This window comes from Candidatus Methylospira mobilis, assembly GCF_009498235.1.
GTDB lineage: Bacteria > Pseudomonadota > Gammaproteobacteria > Methylococcales > Methylococcaceae > Methylospira > Methylospira mobilis.
This window is the reverse complement of record NZ_CP044205.1, coordinates 950,433-968,855: the sequence shown is the minus strand read 5'-3', so window position 1 is coordinate 968,855 and position 18,423 is coordinate 950,433. Positions and strand designations below refer to the sequence as shown.

At 54.8% G+C, this 18,423-nt stretch carries 15 protein-coding genes and 1 pseudogene; 6 read left to right on the top strand and 10 right to left on the bottom strand.

Features of this window, described 5'->3' with window-relative positions; all coding sequences use genetic code 11:
* Window positions 1-106: 106 nt before the first annotated feature.
* Together murU and F6R98_RS04100 are read right to left on the bottom strand one after the other, a co-directional pair.
* Window positions 107-775: an N-acetylmuramate alpha-1-phosphate uridylyltransferase MurU gene (gene murU, locus F6R98_RS04105; protein WP_153247896.1), complete on the bottom strand. Its 669-nt coding sequence runs from the start codon at window positions 773-775 to the stop codon at window positions 107-109.
* The gene (locus F6R98_RS04100; RefSeq protein WP_228125078.1) at window positions 772-1,806 is read right to left on the bottom strand and encodes an aminoglycoside phosphotransferase family protein; all 1,035 of its coding nucleotides are present in this window, start codon (window positions 1,804-1,806) and stop codon (window positions 772-774) included. Before F6R98_RS04100 ends, murU begins: the two co-directional genes overlap by 4 nt.
* 234 nt (window positions 1,807-2,040) lie before the next feature.
* Here F6R98_RS04100 and lptD point away from each other — a divergent pair, with 234 nt between their 5' ends.
* The 4 genes from lptD to rsmA all read left to right on the top strand — a co-directional run bounded on the left by lptD (window position 2,041) and on the right by rsmA (window position 8,624).
* Window positions 2,041-5,490 (top strand): LPS-assembly protein LptD, encoded by a 3,450-nt coding sequence (gene lptD / locus F6R98_RS04095; protein WP_153247895.1) that lies wholly within the window; start codon window positions 2,041-2,043, stop codon window positions 5,488-5,490.
* 61 nt (window positions 5,491-5,551) lie between these two features.
* Window positions 5,552-6,814, top strand: a complete 1,263-nt coding sequence (locus F6R98_RS04090) for a peptidylprolyl isomerase (RefSeq protein ID WP_315700467.1) — start codon at window positions 5,552-5,554, stop codon at window positions 6,812-6,814.
* Window positions 6,811-7,848: a 4-hydroxythreonine-4-phosphate dehydrogenase PdxA gene (pdxA, locus tag F6R98_RS04085; RefSeq protein WP_153247893.1), complete on the top strand. Its 1,038-nt coding sequence runs from the start codon at window positions 6,811-6,813 to the stop codon at window positions 7,846-7,848. The genes F6R98_RS04090 and pdxA overlap by 4 nt, the downstream gene beginning before the upstream one ends.
* On the top strand, window positions 7,845-8,624 hold the full coding sequence (gene rsmA / locus F6R98_RS04080) for a 16S rRNA (adenine(1518)-N(6)/adenine(1519)-N(6))-dimethyltransferase RsmA (RefSeq protein ID WP_153247892.1): 780 nt from the start codon (window positions 7,845-7,847) through the stop codon (window positions 8,622-8,624). Before pdxA ends, rsmA begins: the two co-directional genes overlap by 4 nt.
* On the opposite strand, the gene F6R98_RS04075 is transcribed toward rsmA, so the two are convergent.
* From F6R98_RS04075 to F6R98_RS22695, 3 genes and pseudogenes are all read right to left on the bottom strand, one after another.
* Window positions 8,621-10,633 carry a cation:proton antiporter domain-containing protein gene (locus F6R98_RS04075; RefSeq protein ID WP_153247891.1) on the bottom strand — a complete coding sequence of 671 codons (2,013 nt, stop codon included), beginning with the start codon at window positions 10,631-10,633 and terminating at the stop codon, window positions 8,621-8,623. The genes rsmA and F6R98_RS04075 overlap by 4 nt on opposite strands.
* Before the next feature lie 83 nt (window positions 10,634-10,716).
* Window positions 10,717-10,893 carry a monooxygenase family protein gene (locus F6R98_RS22700; protein WP_407079277.1) on the bottom strand — a complete coding sequence of 59 codons (177 nt, stop codon included), beginning with the start codon at window positions 10,891-10,893 and terminating at the stop codon, window positions 10,717-10,719.
* Window positions 10,853-11,120 (bottom strand): annotated as a pseudogene (locus F6R98_RS22695) (monooxygenase family protein). The gene F6R98_RS22700 and the pseudogene F6R98_RS22695 overlap by 41 nt, the downstream one beginning before the upstream one ends.
* Window positions 11,121-11,557: 437 nt before the next feature.
* Between F6R98_RS22695 and F6R98_RS04065 the strand changes: the two are divergent.
* Complete coding sequence (locus F6R98_RS04065; protein WP_228125077.1) at window positions 11,558-12,883, top strand: PQQ-dependent sugar dehydrogenase; 1,326 nt, start codon at window positions 11,558-11,560, stop codon at window positions 12,881-12,883.
* A gap of 23 nt (window positions 12,884-12,906) precedes the next feature.
* Here F6R98_RS04065 and F6R98_RS04060 read toward each other — a convergent pair whose 3' ends face one another.
* From F6R98_RS04060 to F6R98_RS04040, 5 genes are all read right to left on the bottom strand, one after another.
* Window positions 12,907-13,212: an antibiotic biosynthesis monooxygenase family protein gene (locus F6R98_RS04060; protein WP_153247890.1), complete on the bottom strand. Its 306-nt coding sequence runs from the start codon at window positions 13,210-13,212 to the stop codon at window positions 12,907-12,909.
* A gap of 92 nt (window positions 13,213-13,304) precedes the next feature.
* Entirely contained in the window at window positions 13,305-14,315 is a 1,011-nt protein-coding gene (gene epmA / locus F6R98_RS04055) for an EF-P lysine aminoacylase EpmA (protein WP_153247889.1), read from the bottom strand.
* A gap of 4 nt (window positions 14,316-14,319) precedes the next feature.
* Complete coding sequence (gene efp, locus F6R98_RS04050) at window positions 14,320-14,889, bottom strand: elongation factor P (protein WP_153247888.1); 570 nt, start codon at window positions 14,887-14,889, stop codon at window positions 14,320-14,322.
* 80 nt (window positions 14,890-14,969) lie between these two features.
* Entirely contained in the window at window positions 14,970-16,802 is a 1,833-nt protein-coding gene (locus F6R98_RS04045; RefSeq protein ID WP_153247887.1) for a hypothetical protein, read from the bottom strand.
* 39 nt (window positions 16,803-16,841) lie between these two features.
* Window positions 16,842-17,282: a putative lipoprotein gene (locus tag F6R98_RS04040; protein WP_153247886.1), complete on the bottom strand. Its 441-nt coding sequence runs from the start codon at window positions 17,280-17,282 to the stop codon at window positions 16,842-16,844.
* 111 nt (window positions 17,283-17,393) lie between these two features.
* Here F6R98_RS04040 and epmB point away from each other — a divergent pair, with 111 nt between their 5' ends.
* Entirely contained in the window at window positions 17,394-18,368 is a 975-nt protein-coding gene (gene epmB / locus F6R98_RS04035) for an EF-P beta-lysylation protein EpmB (RefSeq protein ID WP_153247885.1), read from the top strand.
* The last annotated feature ends 55 nt before the right edge of the window (window positions 18,369-18,423 follow it).

Genomic DNA, 18,423 nt, shown 5'->3' with positions numbered 1-18,423 from the left:
TGGTATAGAAATCGAGTTTTTCACCACCCTGTCAGTGAATATCAGGACTCCCAATCCCTTGGTGAGTTGCGGGCGTTTTTATGTGGGGCGGACATGGATGATACTGTCATTGTTGGTGGAGGATGATATTTTTCAATATATCCAGCCGTTCCGGCGTACCGATGTCCATCCAGAATCCCTCGTGCTTTTCGCCGCTTACTCTGCCGTTTTGCATGGCGGCTTTCAGCAGCGGGGCCAGTGAAAATTTTCCCGGTTTGCATTCGCTGAATAAATCCGGGTTGTAAATGCCGACGCCGGAAAAGGTCAGACGGGATTCCGATGTCTCGACTACGGTTTTTCCGTGCAGAGCGAAATCCCCGCCGGGATGATGGCTGGGGTTGTCGACCAGAATCAGGTGAGCCAGATCCAGAGCCGCGTTTTTGAGCCGGAAAAAAGGGAAATCCGTCGCAATATCGCCATTGACGACCAGAAAGGGCGCGTTGCCCAGTAACGGCAGGGCTTTTAAAATACCACCGCCGGTTTCCAATACCGAGTCCCCTTCGCGTGAATAGACTATGGATGCGCCGTAATGTCCGCCGTCGCCCAACGTCCGTTCGATTTGTTCGCCCAGATAGGCGTGATTGATCACGATATCATGAAATCCGTTGCGCACCAGTTGCAGCACTGTGCGCTCAATCAATGTGTATTCGCCTGCTTTGAGCAGCGGCTTGGGCGTGTGGTCGGTCAGCGGTCGCATGCGTTCGCCGCGGCCGGCGGCCAGTACCATGGCCTTCATTGCTGATTTTCCAGTAGTATGTCGGGTAAAAGCGGTAGTACCCTGTTTTCGAGTAATAGAGACAATCCGGATAACTCCTGATAACGGCCCGCGATTTCGCGAATATAGTTCAGCGTACGCGGAATGTCCTGAAGATAACCGGGCTTGTTGTCCCGTAGTTTGAGACGGGAAAAAATGCCGACGGCTTTCAGGTGTCTTTGCACGCCCATCCAGTCGAACCAGCGGGTAAATGATGCGCATTGGCTGTTGCTCAGCAGCGCGTCTTCATGGAGCCGCTGCCGGAATGCGTCGACCCAGCCGTCTATTCGGTGTTGAGGCCAGGCGATATAACAATCGCGCAGCAGCGATACCAGATCGTAGGTAATCGGTCCGACCACTGCATCCTGAAAGTCGAGGACGCCGGGGTTGCCAGTCGCGGTATGCATCAGGTTGCGCGAGTGGTAATCGCGATGAACGAATACCCGTGGCTGCTCCAGCGCACTGCCAGTCAGTTGCTGAAAAGCGCCAAAAAGCATGCGCCGGGTTTCGTTGTCAGGTTCCAGCCCGCATAATTCCACCAGGAACCATTCGACAAACAATTCCATTTCCCTGTGCAAGAGGGTCTTGCTATAAGGCGGCAAGTCGCCGGCCTCAATATCGATGGCGCGTTGAGCGGTGGCAAGGGCGTTTATCGCGTCATGGTATAGCGCATCGGCATTCGATTCGTTCAGTAGATCCAGATAACTGTGCGAGCCAAAGTCTTCCAGCAGCAGGAATCCGTCTTTTATGTTGTCGGCATGAATACCGGGAGTATGAACGCCGGCTTTTTCAAGCAGTCGCGCGACGTGCATAAAGGGCTTGACGTCCTCATGGGACGGAGGTGCATCCATCGCGATCAGATTTTGCGTTTCGTCAGTTACGCGAAAATAACGGCGGAAACTGGCGTCGCTGGAGGCCGGAGAAATAAGGAGCGTATCGCCTGGCCGCCGTAGGGTAAAAGCCAGCCACTGACGCAAAGTTGCCAGTCGGGTATCATGTGTATCTGCCATCATGGTTCACTAAGGTTTGGGGTGTAGGGGTGCGTTGTCTATAAATTTTGAACGGATTTCGATGAATGCGTTAAAATAATTAAAACAAACCCATATCATTTGACCATATTTTCGGATTCATTGGTATGATGTGCAATCCCGTGGACAGCTTGCGACATTATCTCTCTTGACTTGTTATATATATTTAAAATTTAGAGTATTGCCTCATCACTCGAAAGTAGTTTCTCCAGCCGACTTATGACCCGAAAGCCTTTTCCCTCCAGCGTCAGACTGCTAGCCGTGCTGGTGCGCGCTGTCGTCATATGCGGATTGGCCGAACGGCAAGCTTGGGCGGCCGCTACCGGCTGGGATTGTCAGCAGGATGCGCGCAGTCAGGAGTGGGTGTGTGTTGCGGGCAAACAACAAGAGGCTGCTGCAGAGGAAACCCCTTCCGCCTCAGTGTATGATAAAGGTTCTGTAGCCGGCGCATCCACAACCGCTGTCGATACCGTTCCTGCTGTTGCGGCGCCCGCGCCGCGGGCTGTCCCGGTAGCTGAAGCGTTGCCGCTGGAGGACAAGGCTGCAATATCGAACGTACCCGATGCGATGATAGCCCAACCGCTCATCCCCGCGTTTCCCTCTGCAGCGGTTCAGTCTGATCCGGGCGCGGTTTTGTCGGCGCCGGAAGCGCCTGTCGTAGCGGAAGGCGTCTCCAAGCCTGAGTCTGTGTCTACTTCTTTCGAGCCGCCTCCCGTTTTAGCTGCAGAGGCTGCGCCAACGCCCTCGGATACGCCTGTAGCCGGAAATGCTGCGGCAGTCGCGGCCAATTCCGAGGTCTTGCCGCCGTTAGTAGAGCCTTTTCTTTCGTCAGCAACCGCCGCGGTATCCGTAGCGCCCGCGCAGCCTGCCATTGCCATAACGCGCATGCCGGGCAATCGTGCGCCCGAGATTAAAGAAAACCCTGCCAATTCCGCACTGAAGAAAGATGAAATAGAAGTGCCGGGCTGGGCGTGTCATGCCGATGAAGCGAGCCAGGAGTGGCTCTGCGACTTGCGCGGCGCCGATCCGGCAGGGGCTGCGCATATCGTGACCGAAGAGGGGAATGAGCCGGAGGCGCGCTGGGCCGAGTCGAAATACATCACCGATCAGGATGAGTTGCGTATGTCGCAGCTTCTTGCCAAATTACCGGCCAATCCATGGGATCTGTCCTGCAAGCGGCCTCGTTCTCAATTTACGCCAGCCAGCGTTTTTATTATGTCGCAGGAAGATAGTTTGCTGCGGCAGCGCTCGCCGTTGGAAATAGACGCGGATAAAGCCGAGATGGTCGAAGGCGAGCTATCCACTTATTCCGGAAATGCTTTGTTGCGTCGCGCAGATCAAAATTTGTACGCGGATTTGGTTAGTTACAACGGTAAAAGCGCCAATCTTAATGCGCTGAAAAATGTTTTTTACCTCGAGAAAGGCGTTTCATTCGCCAGTTCGACCGCTTTTATGCGCATGGATAGCGATCAGTCCGTTTTGCGCAATGCGCAGTATTTTCTGGAAACCGTACCCGCGCGCGGCACGGCCCGCGTGGCGTACATGGACAGCAAGACCCAGCAGCGTTACGAAAACGCAACCTTGACCGGTTGCCCTGTCGGCAATCAGGACTGGGTAGTCCATGCGGAAAAGGCGCATATCGACAAGGAAGCCAATGTGGGTGAACTGCATAATACCTGGATGGAGGTCGGCGGCATTCCTATCGGCTGGTCGCCTTATTACAGTTTTCCGCTGGATGATCGCAGAAAGTCCGGTTTCCTTACGCCGGCGGTAGGCTATAATAAAACGAATGGGTTGGGTTTTATGCTGCCCTATTATTTGAATCTGGCGCCCAATTATGATGCAACGGTTACGCTGCGAGAGCAAACGACGCGTGGTGTCGCCGGACGCGGTCAATTTCGCTATTTGACCGAGTATGGGGTGGGTCTCGTTGAGGGCGAGATAACGCCGTACGATAAGAACGTGCCGTCGCAAAATCAGGCGGCAATAGCCGCCAACGGGGCTTCCGCTGTTCAATTGCCAACGACGCGCTGGGTGTTCAATGCGAATAATACCAGTCAGATCACCGACAAGCTGCTATCTCAGGCGCAGATCTTCCGCGTTTCGGATCAGAATTATTTCCAGGATTACGGCAACTATCTGACGCTGGCGACAGCGACCAGTTATGCGCGCAGTTTCGGTAATCTTACATATTCCGACCGGCTTGGCACGATAGGCAGTATGTCGGCCGTGGGAATGATAGACACCTATCAGCAGATTAACAATTACGTTCAGCAGGGCGCCTTATATACGGTACCGTATTCGCGGGTGCCGCAACTAATATTCAATACCAGCATTCCATTAGTGAATGCGCAGGGGAACGGTTTTTCTTTTCAGAGTGTGTCGGAAGCCGTCAACTTTGTGAACAATTCGCAAGTCTCAGTCAACGGCTCGTCTACCCCAAGCGCCATTACCACGGGCTACAGACTGAACATACGCCCGTTCGTGACTTACAATTACGCTACGCCCTACGCCTACTCAACATCCAAACTCGCGCTGCAATATACCCAGTACGAATTGACGAATGAGCAAACGTGGAGCACTACCGCTCCCTCATCAATCAGCCGATTTGCGCCTATATTGTCGATAGACAACGGCATGTTTTTCGATAATGATTTCAATGTGGGGGATAGCCCGATACGGCAAACATTGGAGCCGCGTTTGTATTATCTCTATATACCGCGTATCAACCAGCAGAACATACCTATCTTCGATACAGCGAGTTATGATATGAACTATTGGCAGTTGTTCCGTGATAATCGATTTACCGGTGTTGACCGCTTGGCGGACTCGAATCAGTTTACTTTGGGGTTGACAACCCGTTCCATAGATCAGGAAAGCGGTTTGAGCCTTTTGACTCTGAAGCTGGGGCAGATTTATTACCTGGAAAATCAGACGGTACAGATGAACAGCCCGGGGCAAGGGCAGCTGTCCGTTCCGGGCCAGGCTGTCTATGGCATAGCCACGCGCAAATATTCCAATCTGATAGGCGAACTTACTTCGCAGATTACTCCCGACTGGGCGCTTAAATCCTCAATGCAATGGGATCCGTCGCCAAGCTCGCCGACGATAGTCTGCGCTCCGACAACCAATGGCAATTACCAGTATCCGGGCGAAACTTCATCCAACCCCTACCCGGGGCAGGGTAAGGTCATACCAAGATACCAATTCGGGTTGCGCTATAATAATCGTCGAAATGATTTGTTAAATATCAGTTATTTATATCTCGGCAATCCGAACTGCGGTACACAGATCGCAACTAACCAAAGCGATATCAGTTTTCGTCTGCCTTTATTCGATAACTGGCATTTGTTGGCAGAATGGGCTTATGCGCTTAATTACAAAGCAACGGCGCAAACTTATTTCGGATTCGACAAGGAAACATGCTGCTGGCGCTTCAGCATATTGTATTGGCGGTATCTGAACGGCACGGCGAGCAGTGTTCCCAACTCGGAATCAGGGCAATCGCTGGCTGTCGATTGCGCCGTTCCCAATACCGCTGGATGCCCTACGTCGACCTGGACGATCTTTTTTAATATTACGTTCAAGGGGTTGACCGAGATGGATATGGGTATAGACAACTTCCTGTTCCAACGCATGCCCGGGTTCCGCAGGGAAAGTGAATTGTAAGCAAAAATCGAAACGGGAGTTATCAATGGGAAAATATAGCCGCCGGATAGTGGCAGGGCTGATGGGGTTGTTGTTTGTTCATGGCATCGTACTGGCCTATCCCATTGATCGCATAGCCGCTGTCGTCGATGACGGCGTGATTCTGGAAAGTGAACTTTACTTTAAAGTGGAATCGCTACGGCGCACGCTATTGCAAAGCAAAACGCGTCTCCCACCCGAAGACGTACTGATCAAACAGGTACTGGAACGTTTGATAGTAGATAAACTGCAATTGCAGATGGCGGAACGCGGAGGCATCAAGGTCGATGAAGAAACCCTGCATGCCGCCGTGCAGCAGATTGCTCAGCGCAATAACATGAGTCTGGAGCAATTCCGCAAGTCTCTGGCCAGCGAAGGGATGGATTATGGCGATTTCGTCGAACAGATCCGCAATGAAATAACCATCAGCAGACTGCGCTCTAGCCAGGTCAATTCGCAAATCAAAGTGAGCGATCTCGAAGTTCGCAACTATATGGAAACAAAAGATAAAAGTGCTGGAGGTGCTGAAGAGCAATATTTGTTGGGTCATATACTGATCGCAACGCCTTCAGCCGCATCTTCCTCTGAAGTACAGAAAGCAAAGGAAAAAGCCGAAAAATTACTGTCCGAGATTCGCCGGGGCATGGATTTCAAACAAGCCGCCTTGTCCGCTTCGGATGATGAGCAAGCGCTTAAGGGCGGAGATCTGGGCTGGCGTAAGAAAGCTGAAATCCCGAGCCTGTTTGCCGAATATATTGACGACATGAATGAAGGCGACGTGGTGGGGCCGGTACACAGCTCCAGCGGCTTTCATCTAATCAAGCTGCTGGGATTGAAAGGAAAGGACGGCGCCGAGCATCGACTGACCAAGACGCATGCGCGCCATATTTTGATCAAGCCCAACGAATTGATTAATAACGACGATGCGCGCAAAAAAATAGTCGCTCTACGTAATCGTATCGAACATGGGGAAGACTTTGCCACTCTGGCAAAGGGACATTCCGACGACAAGGGCTCTGCAGTCAAGGGCGGAGATTTGGGCTGGGTGCAGCCGGGCGCTCTCGTTCCTGCTTTTGAGTCCACGATGAACGCATTAGCGATCAAACAATTGAGCGAGCCGGTGCAAACCCAGTTCGGTTGGCATTTGATACAGGTGCTGGAGCGTCAGGAATCCGACGACACCGTGGAATACCTGAAAAATCAGGCGCGCGAGGAAATTTTCAGGCGCAAGGTCGATGAAGAAACCGAGCTTTGGATACGCCGTCTGCGCGATGAGGCTTATGTCGAAATTCGTCTCGGCCAATGATTTCGGCGCGGTCAGATTCTCGTCCGACACGCATTCTCCTCACTACTGGTGAGCCTGCGGGGATCGGGCCGGATCTTTGCGTGCTATTGGCGCAGGAATCGCTCGACTGCAGTCTGACCGTCATCGGCGACCCCGAGTTACTGGCCGCGCGGGCCAAACTGCTGGGGCTATCCCTGGAAATAGATGAGATAAATGGCGCGGCTGAAAAAGCCGCGCCGTTGCATCAGCCCGGCACATTATATGTGCGCCCCGTAGCAGGGGCCGCCGATAGCCGTTGCGGCGAGTTGCGGACCAGTTCTGCGGCCTATGTGCTGTCTACCCTTGATCAAGGTGTGCGCGCCTGCCTGCAAGGCGAGTACGATGCACTGGTGACGGCGCCGGTGCATAAAGGCGTCATCAACGATGCAGGCATACACTTTACAGGCCATACGGAGTATATTGCATCGTTGACCGGAGGCTATCCGGTCATGATGCTGGCAACTGAACATCTCCGGGTTGCATTGGCTACAACCCATCTTCCGCTTGCACAGGTAAGCGCGGCGATAACCACCCAATTACTGGAAACGGTAATTCGAGTACTGCATGCCGATCTACGGGCGCGTTTCGCCCTCACCAACCCGCGTATACTTGTTTGCGGCCTGAATCCACATGCGGGGGAGCAGGGACACTTGGGCCGCGAAGAGCTGGATGTCATTAATCCCGTAATGGACGGATTACGGGCAAACGGTATGAATCTGCTTGGACCTTTGTCTGCCGATACGCTGTTTCTCCCGCGTAACCTCGAATGCGCCGATGCGGTGTTGGCCATGTATCATGACCAGGGGTTGCCGGTGCTTAAATACGCCGGCTTCGGACGCGCCGTGAACATCACTCTGGGGTTGCCAATTATTCGTACTTCCGTCGATCATGGAACGGCATTGGAATTGGCGGGAACCGGAAAAGTAGAAACCGGCAGTCTGGAATATGCGATTAAGACGGCCACAGCATTAGTGCGGCAACAAAAAGCTGCGGTTTTTCGGCTAAGCCTGCCATGAGCCATCGCCCTCGCAAACGTTTTGGACAAAACTTTCTGCGCGACGAGCAGGTAGTTCATGCGATTATTTTGGCGATGAATTTGCGCAGCAGTGACCGCATGGTTGAAATCGGGCCGGGGCAAGGCGCATTGACGCGTTATTTGTTGCCTGCCGTAAATGTTTTGGATGTGGTTGAACTGGATCGCGACCTTGTGTCTTTGCTGCAGCAGACTTTTGCCGGCAGCAAAAATCTGCGCATACATTCCGCAGATGCCTTGCGTTTCGATTTCTGTTCGCTGACGGCGGCGGGGCAGGGAAAAATGCGGGTGGTAGGAAATTTACCCTACAATATTTCCACTCCGCTACTGTTTCATCTCTTTAGCCAGTGTTCCTGCATAGCCGATATGCATTTTATGCTGCAAAAGGAAGTCGTCGAGCGCTTATGCGCGGAACCCAACAGTAAGGATTACGGGCGATTGAGCGTAATGGCGCAATATTATTGCCGGATGGAGCCGGTGCTGGAAGTAGCGCCGGAAAGTTTTTACCCTGAGCCCAAGGTGATTTCCGCCGTGGTTCGCTTGCAGCCGCACGAAAAAAAGCCGGTAGATGTCGATTTACAGGCATTGGAGCGCGTGGTGGCCGCAGCGTTTTCGCAACGCCGTAAAACCCTGCGTAATTCGCTCGGCACGCTGCTGACCGCAGAGGAAATAGAGCAGGCCGGCATTACGCCTGGCGCCAGAGCGGAAACCCTAGATATTCATGAGTTTGCGCGTCTCGCTGCATTGGTGCTGGTCTAACCCGCGGCCTCGCTCACAGCCGCTTCAGGAAACAAGGAGGTTGCCGCCGCAACCTGCTCCTCGGTTCCAAGCATGCCTAGCCGGTCGCGCGCTTCGAAGATCGTATCCGTAGTCGGGTTCAGCATCAATGACCCGTTACGCATGATCGCTACCACCGTGGCCCCGGTCCGTCCGCGCAGTGCGGCTTCTCCGAGTGTCTGCCCGATCAGCGTGCTGCCCGGCGGTATTTTACGCCAGGCGATATCCATCAATTTATCGGCGTCCAGCATCTCCGCAAGCAGCGCGTGCTCTCCTTTGGAGGTAACCAGCGTGTTGTAATGTTCCCGGCGTACGGTATCGGCATACTGGCGAACTTCGTGTAAAGGAAACCCCAGATGCAGCAAGGTATGGCGGAGTACTTGCAAACCGCCCTCCAGCTCGGGGTGAATGACCATTTTCGCGCCGAGATTCGATAGCCGTTTCACGCCGCTACGAGTTGCGGCGCGGGCAATTATGGGCAGATCGGGCGCGAAATCGCGCGCAGCCGCGACAGTCAACTCAGTGGCGGCTTCTTCGGGAAGGGTAACCACCAGCAGCCGCGCGCGCGACAATCCGGCATGACTCAGAATCTCGGAGTTGGCGGCATCTCCAAGCAGTGTCGGCACGCCTTTTTTTGACAGGCGCTCGATGCGCTCAATGCGGGTATCAATCACCAGATAGGGTATGTGCAGTTCGCCCAGTACGTTGACGATATGAGAGCCGACCCGTCCATAGCCGACAACGACGACATGTCCGGCGACCGACTCTTCCACTGGCTGGCTTGAAGAAGCATAACGATCCAGCCAGCGCCATAGCGGTTTGACCATGCGCAACCCGCGCTCCAGAGGTGCGATGGTTTTCAGCATCAACGGATTGACAACGATGGACAGCATCGCCCCGGCCAGAATCAGGGAATATTGATCTTTGTCGAGAAAGCCCAGGTTAAGGCCTGTTTGCCCTATTACGAAGGAGAACTCGCCAATCTGGCAGGAACCTGCAGCGACCACCAGCGCCGTGCGCGCAGGCCGTGGAAACGGTAATACCCACAACCCGGACACAATGAACTTGCCGAAGACAATCAGGCAGGTCAGCAGCAAGACCGGCTGCAAATTATTCATCAGGTAGCGAGGGTCAAGCAGCATGCCGACTGACACGAAAAACAGCACTGAAAACGCATCGCGAAACGGCAGCAAATCCGAAGAAATGCGATGGCTGAGCGGCGACTCGTTGATTACGGCCCCGGCTACAAACGCGCCCAGGGCCAGCGATACGCCAAACAGTTCGGATGCGCCGATGGCGATGCCGAGCGAACTTGCCAGGATGGCCAGAATGAACAATTCGCGCGAGCGCGTATGCGCCACTCGCAACAGCAGCCATGGGATGAAACGTTTGCCTGCATATAACATGATGACCATGAAGCCCAGAGCCGCCGACAGCGCGATGGCGATGGCGCGCCAGTCAATAGCAGCACCCGAGCTCGCCAGATTGGGCATTATCAGCAGGATCAGCACGGTGGCGAGGTCTTCCATTACGCGCCAGCCCAGCGCAACCTGTCCGTGGGGCGTTTTGAGCAGGCCATGATCCATGAAGCCGCGCAGCATGACGATGGTGCTGGCAATGGACAGCGACAGGCCCAGCACCAAACCGGCCATGGACGGCCATCCCCAGAGCCGGCTGATACCGTAGCCTAGCGCCAGCATGGTGAGCATCTGTCCCAGCGTGCCGACGATGGCGATGTCGCGCACCTTCCACAGATCGGCGAAGGAAAAATGTAACCCCACCCCGAACATCAGGAACACGATGCCCAGTTCCGCCAGCTCGGAAATGGATGCGCCGTCGCCAATGTACCCGGGCGTGAACGGGCCTATGGCCACGCCAACCAGTAAATAACCGACGATGGTGGGCAGGCCGATACGTTGGATGATCAACCCGCCAAAAAAGGCCGCACTCAGCGCGATAGCGATGTTTTCGAGCAAGCCGATACTATGCATAATTCAATGAAAACTGATTTGCTTTCGCTTGTTGGGTGCTTATTTTCGCGCTCATATTGCTCCAAATGTCCTGCGCAGAATTTTTATTGGCCGCATAAACGGCCTTCCGCCGATTGCCTGCTTCCCGATGCCGTATGCAGCGTACCCGCACATCCCGAACCGAACGGCGGCATGTTGACATAGATAATCTCGTAACTGCCCTGAGTAGCCGTATACGTTTCATGCCAGATGACCAAGTGCACCGTTGCAGCCTGCGGCATTGTTGAAGGCCGGCCATGCAGGCAAATGCAGGGCTTCGCGATTCTTCGCGTAGGCCGGCAATTGTTCCGGCGATCGCCAATACTGCATCATGATGGCGGTACGCGGAAACACACTCCGCATGCAAAAAGCCTGATTCGGGCTGCTGCCGGAGCTCTTTGATTATCCAGGGCATGGCTATGGCTATCGGTCGCCACTCATGTATCTTTAACGATTGATTGATGCGCATACCGATCAGGAGTACAACAGATTCTCCATCAAGGTTCGCCCTCAAACGTTTGTTTCAATTATGATTACGCCTATTTAAAGCGATGGAACCTCCGGTTGCCTGTCGATAACGCTGTTTGTCCACCATCCGGAGCGCCAGGGAGCGCGTGCATAGTTTTTACGACAGTTTCAATGTAACTTTCAGCCGAATCGAACTCCGTAAAATGATTACGGGCGCATAGTAACATTAACAGAGCGTAAGGCGCTCTGCGTACCTTTCACATGTCCGGCAACTAAAATGTTTACCTGTTTGGGGCTTGATTGCGTTACCCCTCTCCCGATACCGGCAGCAGAACAGTTACAATTCAGTCTAATCGATTCCTGTGCGTCAGGGTATCGTTTTGAAAACGCATATGCTTCCTCCTTCCTCGTTTCGCACCATTACCGGGAATCCATTCAATGCACATAAAAGTATCAATGCCATTCATGATCGTAGTGCTTGCGGCGGCGCTGACCGGGTGCGGCGAGATCGCGCGTTTGCCCATAGAGGCGGGTACCGGGGCTAACCCCCAACTGCCGCCGCCCAATAGGACGCTGATCCCGACAGTGAACATCGCTCCGTCCAAAGGGTGGCCAGAAGGACAAAAACCGCTTGTTGCGCAAGGGGCGAGCGTAAGCCTGTTTGCAGCCGGATTCGATCATCCGCGCTGGCTTTATGTGTTGCCCAACGGCGACGTATTGGTTGCCGAAACCAATGCTCCGTCCAGGTCCGATATGAGCGGCGGCATCAAAGCGTGTATCGCCAAATGGATTAAGAAACAGGCCGGCGCAGGCGGGTCCAGCGCCAATCGCATCACCTTGCTGCGCGATGCCGACGGCGACGGCGTACCGGAAACCAGAGCGGTATTTCTTGACGGACTGAACTCGCCGTTCGGCATGGCGCTGGTGGGTAATGACTTTTACGTGGCCAATACCGATGCGCTGATGCGTTTTCCTTACCGTGCCGGCGAGACGCGCATCTCTCAACCGGGAAACCGAGTGATCGACCTGCCCGCCGGGACGGTCAATTATCATTGGACCAAAAATATCATCGCCTCCGGAGACGGGACGCGGCTTTATGTGACCGTCGGTTCGAACAGCAATGTGGCTGAAAACGGCATGGACATGGAGACGGGACGCGCGGCCATTTGGGAAGTCGACCTGAACAGCGGAAGCCATCGCGTTTTTGCGTCGGGTTTGCGCAACCCCAACGGGCTGGCCTGGGAGCCTGGCAGCGGAACATTGTGGACGGTAGTGAACGAACGCGACGAGCTCGGCAGCGATCTGGTTCCGGATTATCTGACCGCGGTGACGACGGGAGGTTTTTACGGCTGGCCTTACAGCTACTACGGCCGGCATCTTGACCAGCGCGTGCAGCCGCAGCGTCCTGATCTGGTAGCCAAGGCGATAATACCGGATTATGCTCTCGGGACGCATACCGCTTCGCTCGGTCTGGCGTTTTCCGAAGGCGCCGGTTTGTCCGCGCAATTCGCGCGCGGGGTTTTTGTCGCGCAGCACGGCTCATGGAATCGCAACCCCCGCAGCGGCTACAAGGTTGTTTTTATCCCCTTCGATGAGGGCAAGCCTTTCGGGATGCCGGTTGACGTCTTGAGCGGCTTTGTGAGCGCCGATGGCGACGCCTACGGTAGACCGGTAGGCGTCGCGTTCGACCGGCAAGGCGCATTGCTGGTTGCCGACGATTCCGGCAACAAGGTCTGGCGCGTGACTGCAAATACAACGCACTGAGAAAAACAAGGAGCCATTACGTATTACGAAGCTCGATTTTCCGTTATCAGCGTGTAATGTTCCACTGTCGGAAACGGATCGTAGAAATGATGCAGCAATGTCCGCCATTCTTGATATTGGGCGGAACCGCGAAACCCCTGGGTGTGATCTTCGAGCGTTGCCCAATTTACCAATAAAGCGTATTGGCTTGGCGTCTCAATGCAATGCTGCAATTGATGGGAAACATAACCCTGCATCGAAGCGATAATTTTTGACGCTTGATGAAAAGCGGCTTCGAACTCCGCTTCCCTACCGGCGGCGACGTTGAGAATTGCTATTTCCAAAACCATTGTCGGGACTCCGAATTGGGCGTGTGTTATAAGCGTGTCAGGGGGTGCAGGCAAGGTGTTTTTTTATTGGTGCGAACTTGATGAATGCTGCATTATGCCCTGCCGTCCGCAAAAGCCAGCACTTGATCGATATGCGTTTCGCCGGTTAACAGCATAAGCAACCGGTCCAGGCCGATAGCGACGCCGGAGCAGTCCGGCAAACCATGCTCCAGAGCCTGCAGCAAGCGCGCATCGATCGGAATGGAGGGTAGTCCGCGCCGTGTGCGCTCGGCCAGATCGTTTTCGAAGCGCGCGCGTTGTTCCCTGTGGTCTGTCAGCTCACGAAAGCCGTTGCCGATTTCGATGCCGTCCATGAATATCTCGACGCGTTCCACAACGCGTGAGTCATCGATTTTATTTCTTGCCAGCGAAGGCAGAACGGCTGGGTAGTTGTGGACGAAACAGACACCCTGTTTACCCAGCGTCGGTTGGACGCGCACGCTGAACAGAAAGTCCAGCCAATGACCGTGCTGATCACCGCATAAGCGCGCTGCGTCCACCAGACCGTAGCTTAATGCGCAGGCGTTGTAGGCATCCGGATCGAACGTCAGCGCGTCAAGGCCGGTATGGGCGTCGAAAAGTTGCCGGTAGTCGACCGTGGCGCTGGGCTGCAGGGGACTGGCGGCGTCGAACAGCGAGCGGATCAGCGCGTCGATTTCGGCTATGAGCTCGCCCAGGCTGAAACCGGGGCGATACCATTCCAGCAGGCTGAATTCGGGGTTGTGAAAGCGTCCGCTTTCCTCGTTGCGAAAAGCACGCGTGATCTGGTAGATCGCGCCCGATCCCGCAGCAAGCAGGCGTTTCATTGCATATTCCGGTGAGGTCTGCAAGTAACGCGCCTGCGGATTGTTCTCTCCGGAGCAGGCTAACTGTGTTACAAAGATACTGAGTCCGGGGTCTGTGGCTGCGGTCTGGCACATCAGGGGAGTTTCGACTTCGAGCACGCCCCTGTTTGAAAAAAAAACGCGTATATCCGCCAGCATACGCGCTCTGGCCCGTAGCTTGGCCAGTGAACAGCCCGGTTCCCAGCTCGCGCGATGAGCCGTTTCCTGCGACCCGGACAGTTTGCTATTCCTTGAAGCGAGCCAGATACTCGCCGGTGCGGGTATCGACGCGTATGATTTCCCCGGTTTGTATAAATAACGGTACGCGCACTACCGCCCCGGTTTCCAGCGTGGCCGGTTTTCCGCCGCCGCCGGAAGTATCGCCGCGCACGCCGGGATCGGTTTCGGTAATGGTCAACACCACGAAGTTGGGAGGGGCTACCGACAACGGAACACCGTTGTACAGCGTAACGAAGCAGATATCCTGTTCCTTCAGCCATTTTTTCGCGTCTTCCACCGCTTTGGCATCGGCGGCGATCTGCTCGAAAGTTTCCGGCTGCATGAAGTGCCAATGCTCGCCGTCGGTGTACAGAAACTGCATTTCGACATCGACGACATCCGCGCCTTCCAGGGTTTCCCCCGATTTGAAGGTGCGCTCGATAACGCGGCCGGTTTTCAGGTTGCGCAGTTTAACGCGGTTGAAGGCTTGGCCTTTGCCCGGTTTGACAAACTCGTTTTCCAGTATCGTGCACGGATCGTTGTCAAGCATGACTTTCAATCCGTTTTTGAACTCATTGGTGCTGATTACGGCCATTATTTCCTCGCGTGAAGGGCTAGATCAATCGTAAAATCCGGTCATTATAAAAGAATAACGGTTGTTCGGCACGCCTTACCTCAGTTCCATGGAACAGGCTGCGTCCATTCCGGGTAGCTGCCCTTGCGTATGTTGAAAAAAAACAGTTCCGGCAGACTGACCAGCAGCGCGCCGGCACCCAGTTTGAGGCGCTCGCCGTTATCCCATGGCAGGCTGAATAGGCCTGCCGTGACCTGAACGAGACCCGTTGCGGCATTCATGGACCCCTGTAGTGGACGCGGCCATAGCGCATCCTCGGTAAAAAACAGGAAGGCGGGAGGTTGCGTCTGATTTGAGTACAGCGTCGCAGTAATTGTATTGGACTCACGCAATGCTACCCATACCGGGTCTTCCAGCGCTTTGCTGCGCGCCAGCAGACGATTGCGATGCGACGGAATAAGGTGGTTGCGGTTCGCTCCGGCGTTGCTTTGCATCAGTTCGTAACTGATAAACGGGATAAAGGAAAATGCCTGTAACGTGGACCGGGAGACGGTGACCGGCTGGACTTCATTGAGCTTGCTTAGCAATTCGGTTACACAATTACGTTCGATCAAATGATAGCGGTACAGGGTATGCATTTGTTCGGTCAGTCTGCGTTCACGTTCTTCCAGCTCGACGATGGACTCCTTGACTTTTTCAGCGCCCAGATTGCAGGACGGCAATGCGATAGCGGCACCGGTTTGCGGAACGGTCTGCAAGCGTATCATCCTCGCGGTTGCAGGGGATTGCAGCGCTCCACGAAAATACATGAATACATTCGCCGCTTTTTCCAGCGCTCTGTAATTGAGTTCGTTCAGTTCTTCGCTTGAATCAAGCCGGGATTTCTGCTGCAGCCATAGCCCGCGCGCCTGTGCGAACAGCGTTTGCAACGTGACGCCGTGCTCGACTTTCGGCGCGCCGCCTTGCGCCGGCCCAGCCGTTTCTTTTGTATCAAGGAACAACAGCTGTCCGCTATCAAGACTGCGGCTGAGCGCCGCCAGTTGCGCCAGCCCCGAGATCAGCGCCAGCGCCTTTTCCGGTTGCGGGTTGAGCGCGAGCAGTCGAAGTTCCCGATGCAATTTTTGCCGGTAGTTCTCCAGGGTCTGTTTTTGTCGGAGGGAAAGTATGAGTTCAGCCGGGGCCGGTTCCAGAATGCGGCCGCTTTGTAACGGGTAAGCGGCGGCGAGTGTTTGCAATGCGCGCCGCAGCAGAAGCAGATCGGCGTAGTGCTGGGCTGCTGTGTAAGGATTGGGCTGAAACTCCAGCGTTGAAAGTCCGTTTGTTGCAGGCGCTGACAGGGTAAAAACGGGTTGTTCGAGCTCGCGCGTCAGCGTAGCGATTTTTTGCGCGAGTCTGTTTCCGGCCAGTTCCGTGATTTCATCGCGGAGCGATAACAGCGCCGGTTCCTGCCGCACGCCGGGCTTGTCGTTGAACAACCCGGCGCCTGCTACGTCGAGGACGACCTGCTCGCCTTGCTGCTGCGCATGGAATAGCCGAAGCAAGGACAGTTGCTGGTGGAGTCCTTGCAAGGTTGCGAACTGCTCATCCTGTAGCAGCCGCCGGTGCTCCAGTTCGTCGTAAAGGCGTTGATGCGTTTCAGGGTTGAGTTCGATGGTTTGCGCATGAATATTACGATTTTCATGCGTACCATAATGGAGATTAAACCACAGCCAATCATCCCGAAACAGACGTAGTAAGCCCGGTTCGACATGCTGGTAATGAAATACTTCATCGCCGAGACGCGCGGCGACATGACCGCCGCTGGCCGTACCCTCGTTCGCTTCGATATACAGGAACTCGAACGGGGCGCTATTGGCCGGAGCGGTCTGGCAAGCGAGCAGCAGCGCGCTTAATTGCAGCAGCTGGAGTCCCGGTCTGATGCCTTTCCGGGCCAAGCGGAAGTACCGGCTGGTTGGCTTAGCGTGCTGGGTAGCTTAAGGCTTGTAACCCTGGTCGAGATACACGGCCTTGTCGGGGTGTTCCGCCAATAGCGAGGTTTTAAATGCGCCGTATTGCGTGCCGGTCAGCTTGGCCTTGCGAAAGCCCTGTCCTATGGCGATATAGCTGTCGTTGTCGTTTTCCCAATTCAGGATGCCGTATTTTTGCGCGATCTGTCCGACCTTGCTGCGGAATGTTTCCGGCGTTGTGGAAGAAGAAAGCGCATATTCCTTCGCATACTCGCTCAGGTCGCGCTGGTATTTTTCTTTCGGTGTGCGCGATGAATCGGAGGATGAGGTAAATGGGCTGGAAGAGGATTTCGATAGGCTGTCGGAAGAATCCGATGAGCTATTCACGCTCCAGGAACTTTCAGAACATGCGGTCAGACTCAGTACGACCGGAACGCTCAACAGCCAGTATGCTTTTTTCAGGTTCATAACTACCTTAAATATGCCAAGTGGGAAACTATCATGTTGCGTTAGAATAAGCGATGAGGGCTGTTGTGAACAGCCCCGAACCGTATCTTCTATTGATCGCTCTCACCGCTGATGCCCAAATCCGATTGGCAGGCAGAACTTGCCTCATCCTACACGCGTGTCGAAGATTTACTGGCGTTTCTCGAACTGCCGTCATTACCGTTCGCTTCAACCCTGAAGACACCGTTCCCTTTTCGCGTCACTGCTGACTATGCACGGCGCATGCGCAAGGGCGATGCCTGCGATCCGCTATTGCGTCAGGTTTTGCCGTTGGGAGAAGAATTGCTGAGTGTACCCGGTTATAGCGCCGACCCGGTTGGCGATCTGGACGCGCTCGTCTTGCCCGGGCTGCTGCATAAATACCGGGGCAGGGCGTTGCTGTTGGCGACGCCTGCCTGCGCAATCCATTGCCGTTATTGCTTCCGGCGCGATTTTCCCTATGCCGACGGAGCCATGACCAGGCAGCGCGAGGCGGAAATAATCTCGGCATTGCAAGCAGATGCCGGCGTTAACGAAGTGATTTTGAGCGGCGGTGATCCGTTGCTGCTGCATGACGAGCGCCTTGCGGCGCTGATCGAAGCCATTGCGGCGATTAGCCATATCAGGCGGCTGCGCATACATACGCGTTTGCCAGTGGTGTTGCCGAGCCGAATCAGCGATGACTTGATCGCCTTACTGCGGCAAACGCGGCTGCAGTGCGTGACGGTAATACACGCCAATCACCCCGCGGAACTGGACCGCGAAACCGCCGTTGCGCTGTCGCGTTTGCCAGCGGAGGGAGGCAGGCTGCTGAATCAATCCGTGTTGCTGCGCGGCGTGAACGATAACGCGGAAACCCTGGCCGAACTGAGCGAAACTCTGTTTTCAAAAGGGGTGACGCCGTATTACCTGCACCTGCTCGACAAGGCTCAGGGGACTGCCCACTTTGACGTTCCCTTGGACGAAGCATTGAAAATTCACGAGGAACTGCGCCGGCTGCTCCCCGGTTATCTGGTCCCACGTCTGGTGCGGGAAGAAGCGGGCAAACCTTATAAAACTCTAGTATAACGCGACGGGCATGCTGGAGTTTGCAGGAGCGCATGACAGTTCGCTTGAGCAGGTT

Coding starts and splice junctions, on each gene's coding strand:
- F6R98_RS04065 (WP_228125077.1), top strand. CDS start 11,558: ATGCACATAAAAGTATCAATGCCATTCATGATCGTAGTGCTTGCGGCG.
- F6R98_RS22700 (WP_407079277.1), bottom strand. CDS start 10,893: ATGCCGCAGGCTGCAACGGTGCACTTGGTCATCTGGCATGAAACGTAT.
- F6R98_RS04040 (WP_153247886.1), bottom strand. CDS start 17,282: ATGAACCTGAAAAAAGCATACTGGCTGTTGAGCGTTCCGGTCGTACTG.
- F6R98_RS04090 (WP_315700467.1), top strand. CDS start 5,552: ATGGGGTTGTTGTTTGTTCATGGCATCGTACTGGCCTATCCCATTGAT.
- rsmA (WP_153247892.1), top strand. CDS start 7,845: ATGAGCCATCGCCCTCGCAAACGTTTTGGACAAAACTTTCTGCGCGAC.
- efp (WP_153247888.1), bottom strand. CDS start 14,889: ATGGCCGTAATCAGCACCAATGAGTTCAAAAACGGATTGAAAGTCATG.
- F6R98_RS04060 (WP_153247890.1), bottom strand. CDS start 13,212: ATGGTTTTGGAAATAGCAATTCTCAACGTCGCCGCCGGTAGGGAAGCG.
- F6R98_RS04075 (WP_153247891.1), bottom strand. CDS start 10,633: ATGCATAGTATCGGCTTGCTCGAAAACATCGCTATCGCGCTGAGTGCG.
- pdxA (WP_153247893.1), top strand. CDS start 6,811: ATGATTTCGGCGCGGTCAGATTCTCGTCCGACACGCATTCTCCTCACT.
- murU (WP_153247896.1), bottom strand. CDS start 775: ATGAAGGCCATGGTACTGGCCGCCGGCCGCGGCGAACGCATGCGACCG.
- F6R98_RS04100 (WP_228125078.1), bottom strand. CDS start 1,806: ATGATGGCAGATACACATGATACCCGACTGGCAACTTTGCGTCAGTGG.
- epmB (WP_153247885.1), top strand. CDS start 17,394: ATGCCCAAATCCGATTGGCAGGCAGAACTTGCCTCATCCTACACGCGT.
- lptD (WP_153247895.1), top strand. CDS start 2,041: ATGACCCGAAAGCCTTTTCCCTCCAGCGTCAGACTGCTAGCCGTGCTG.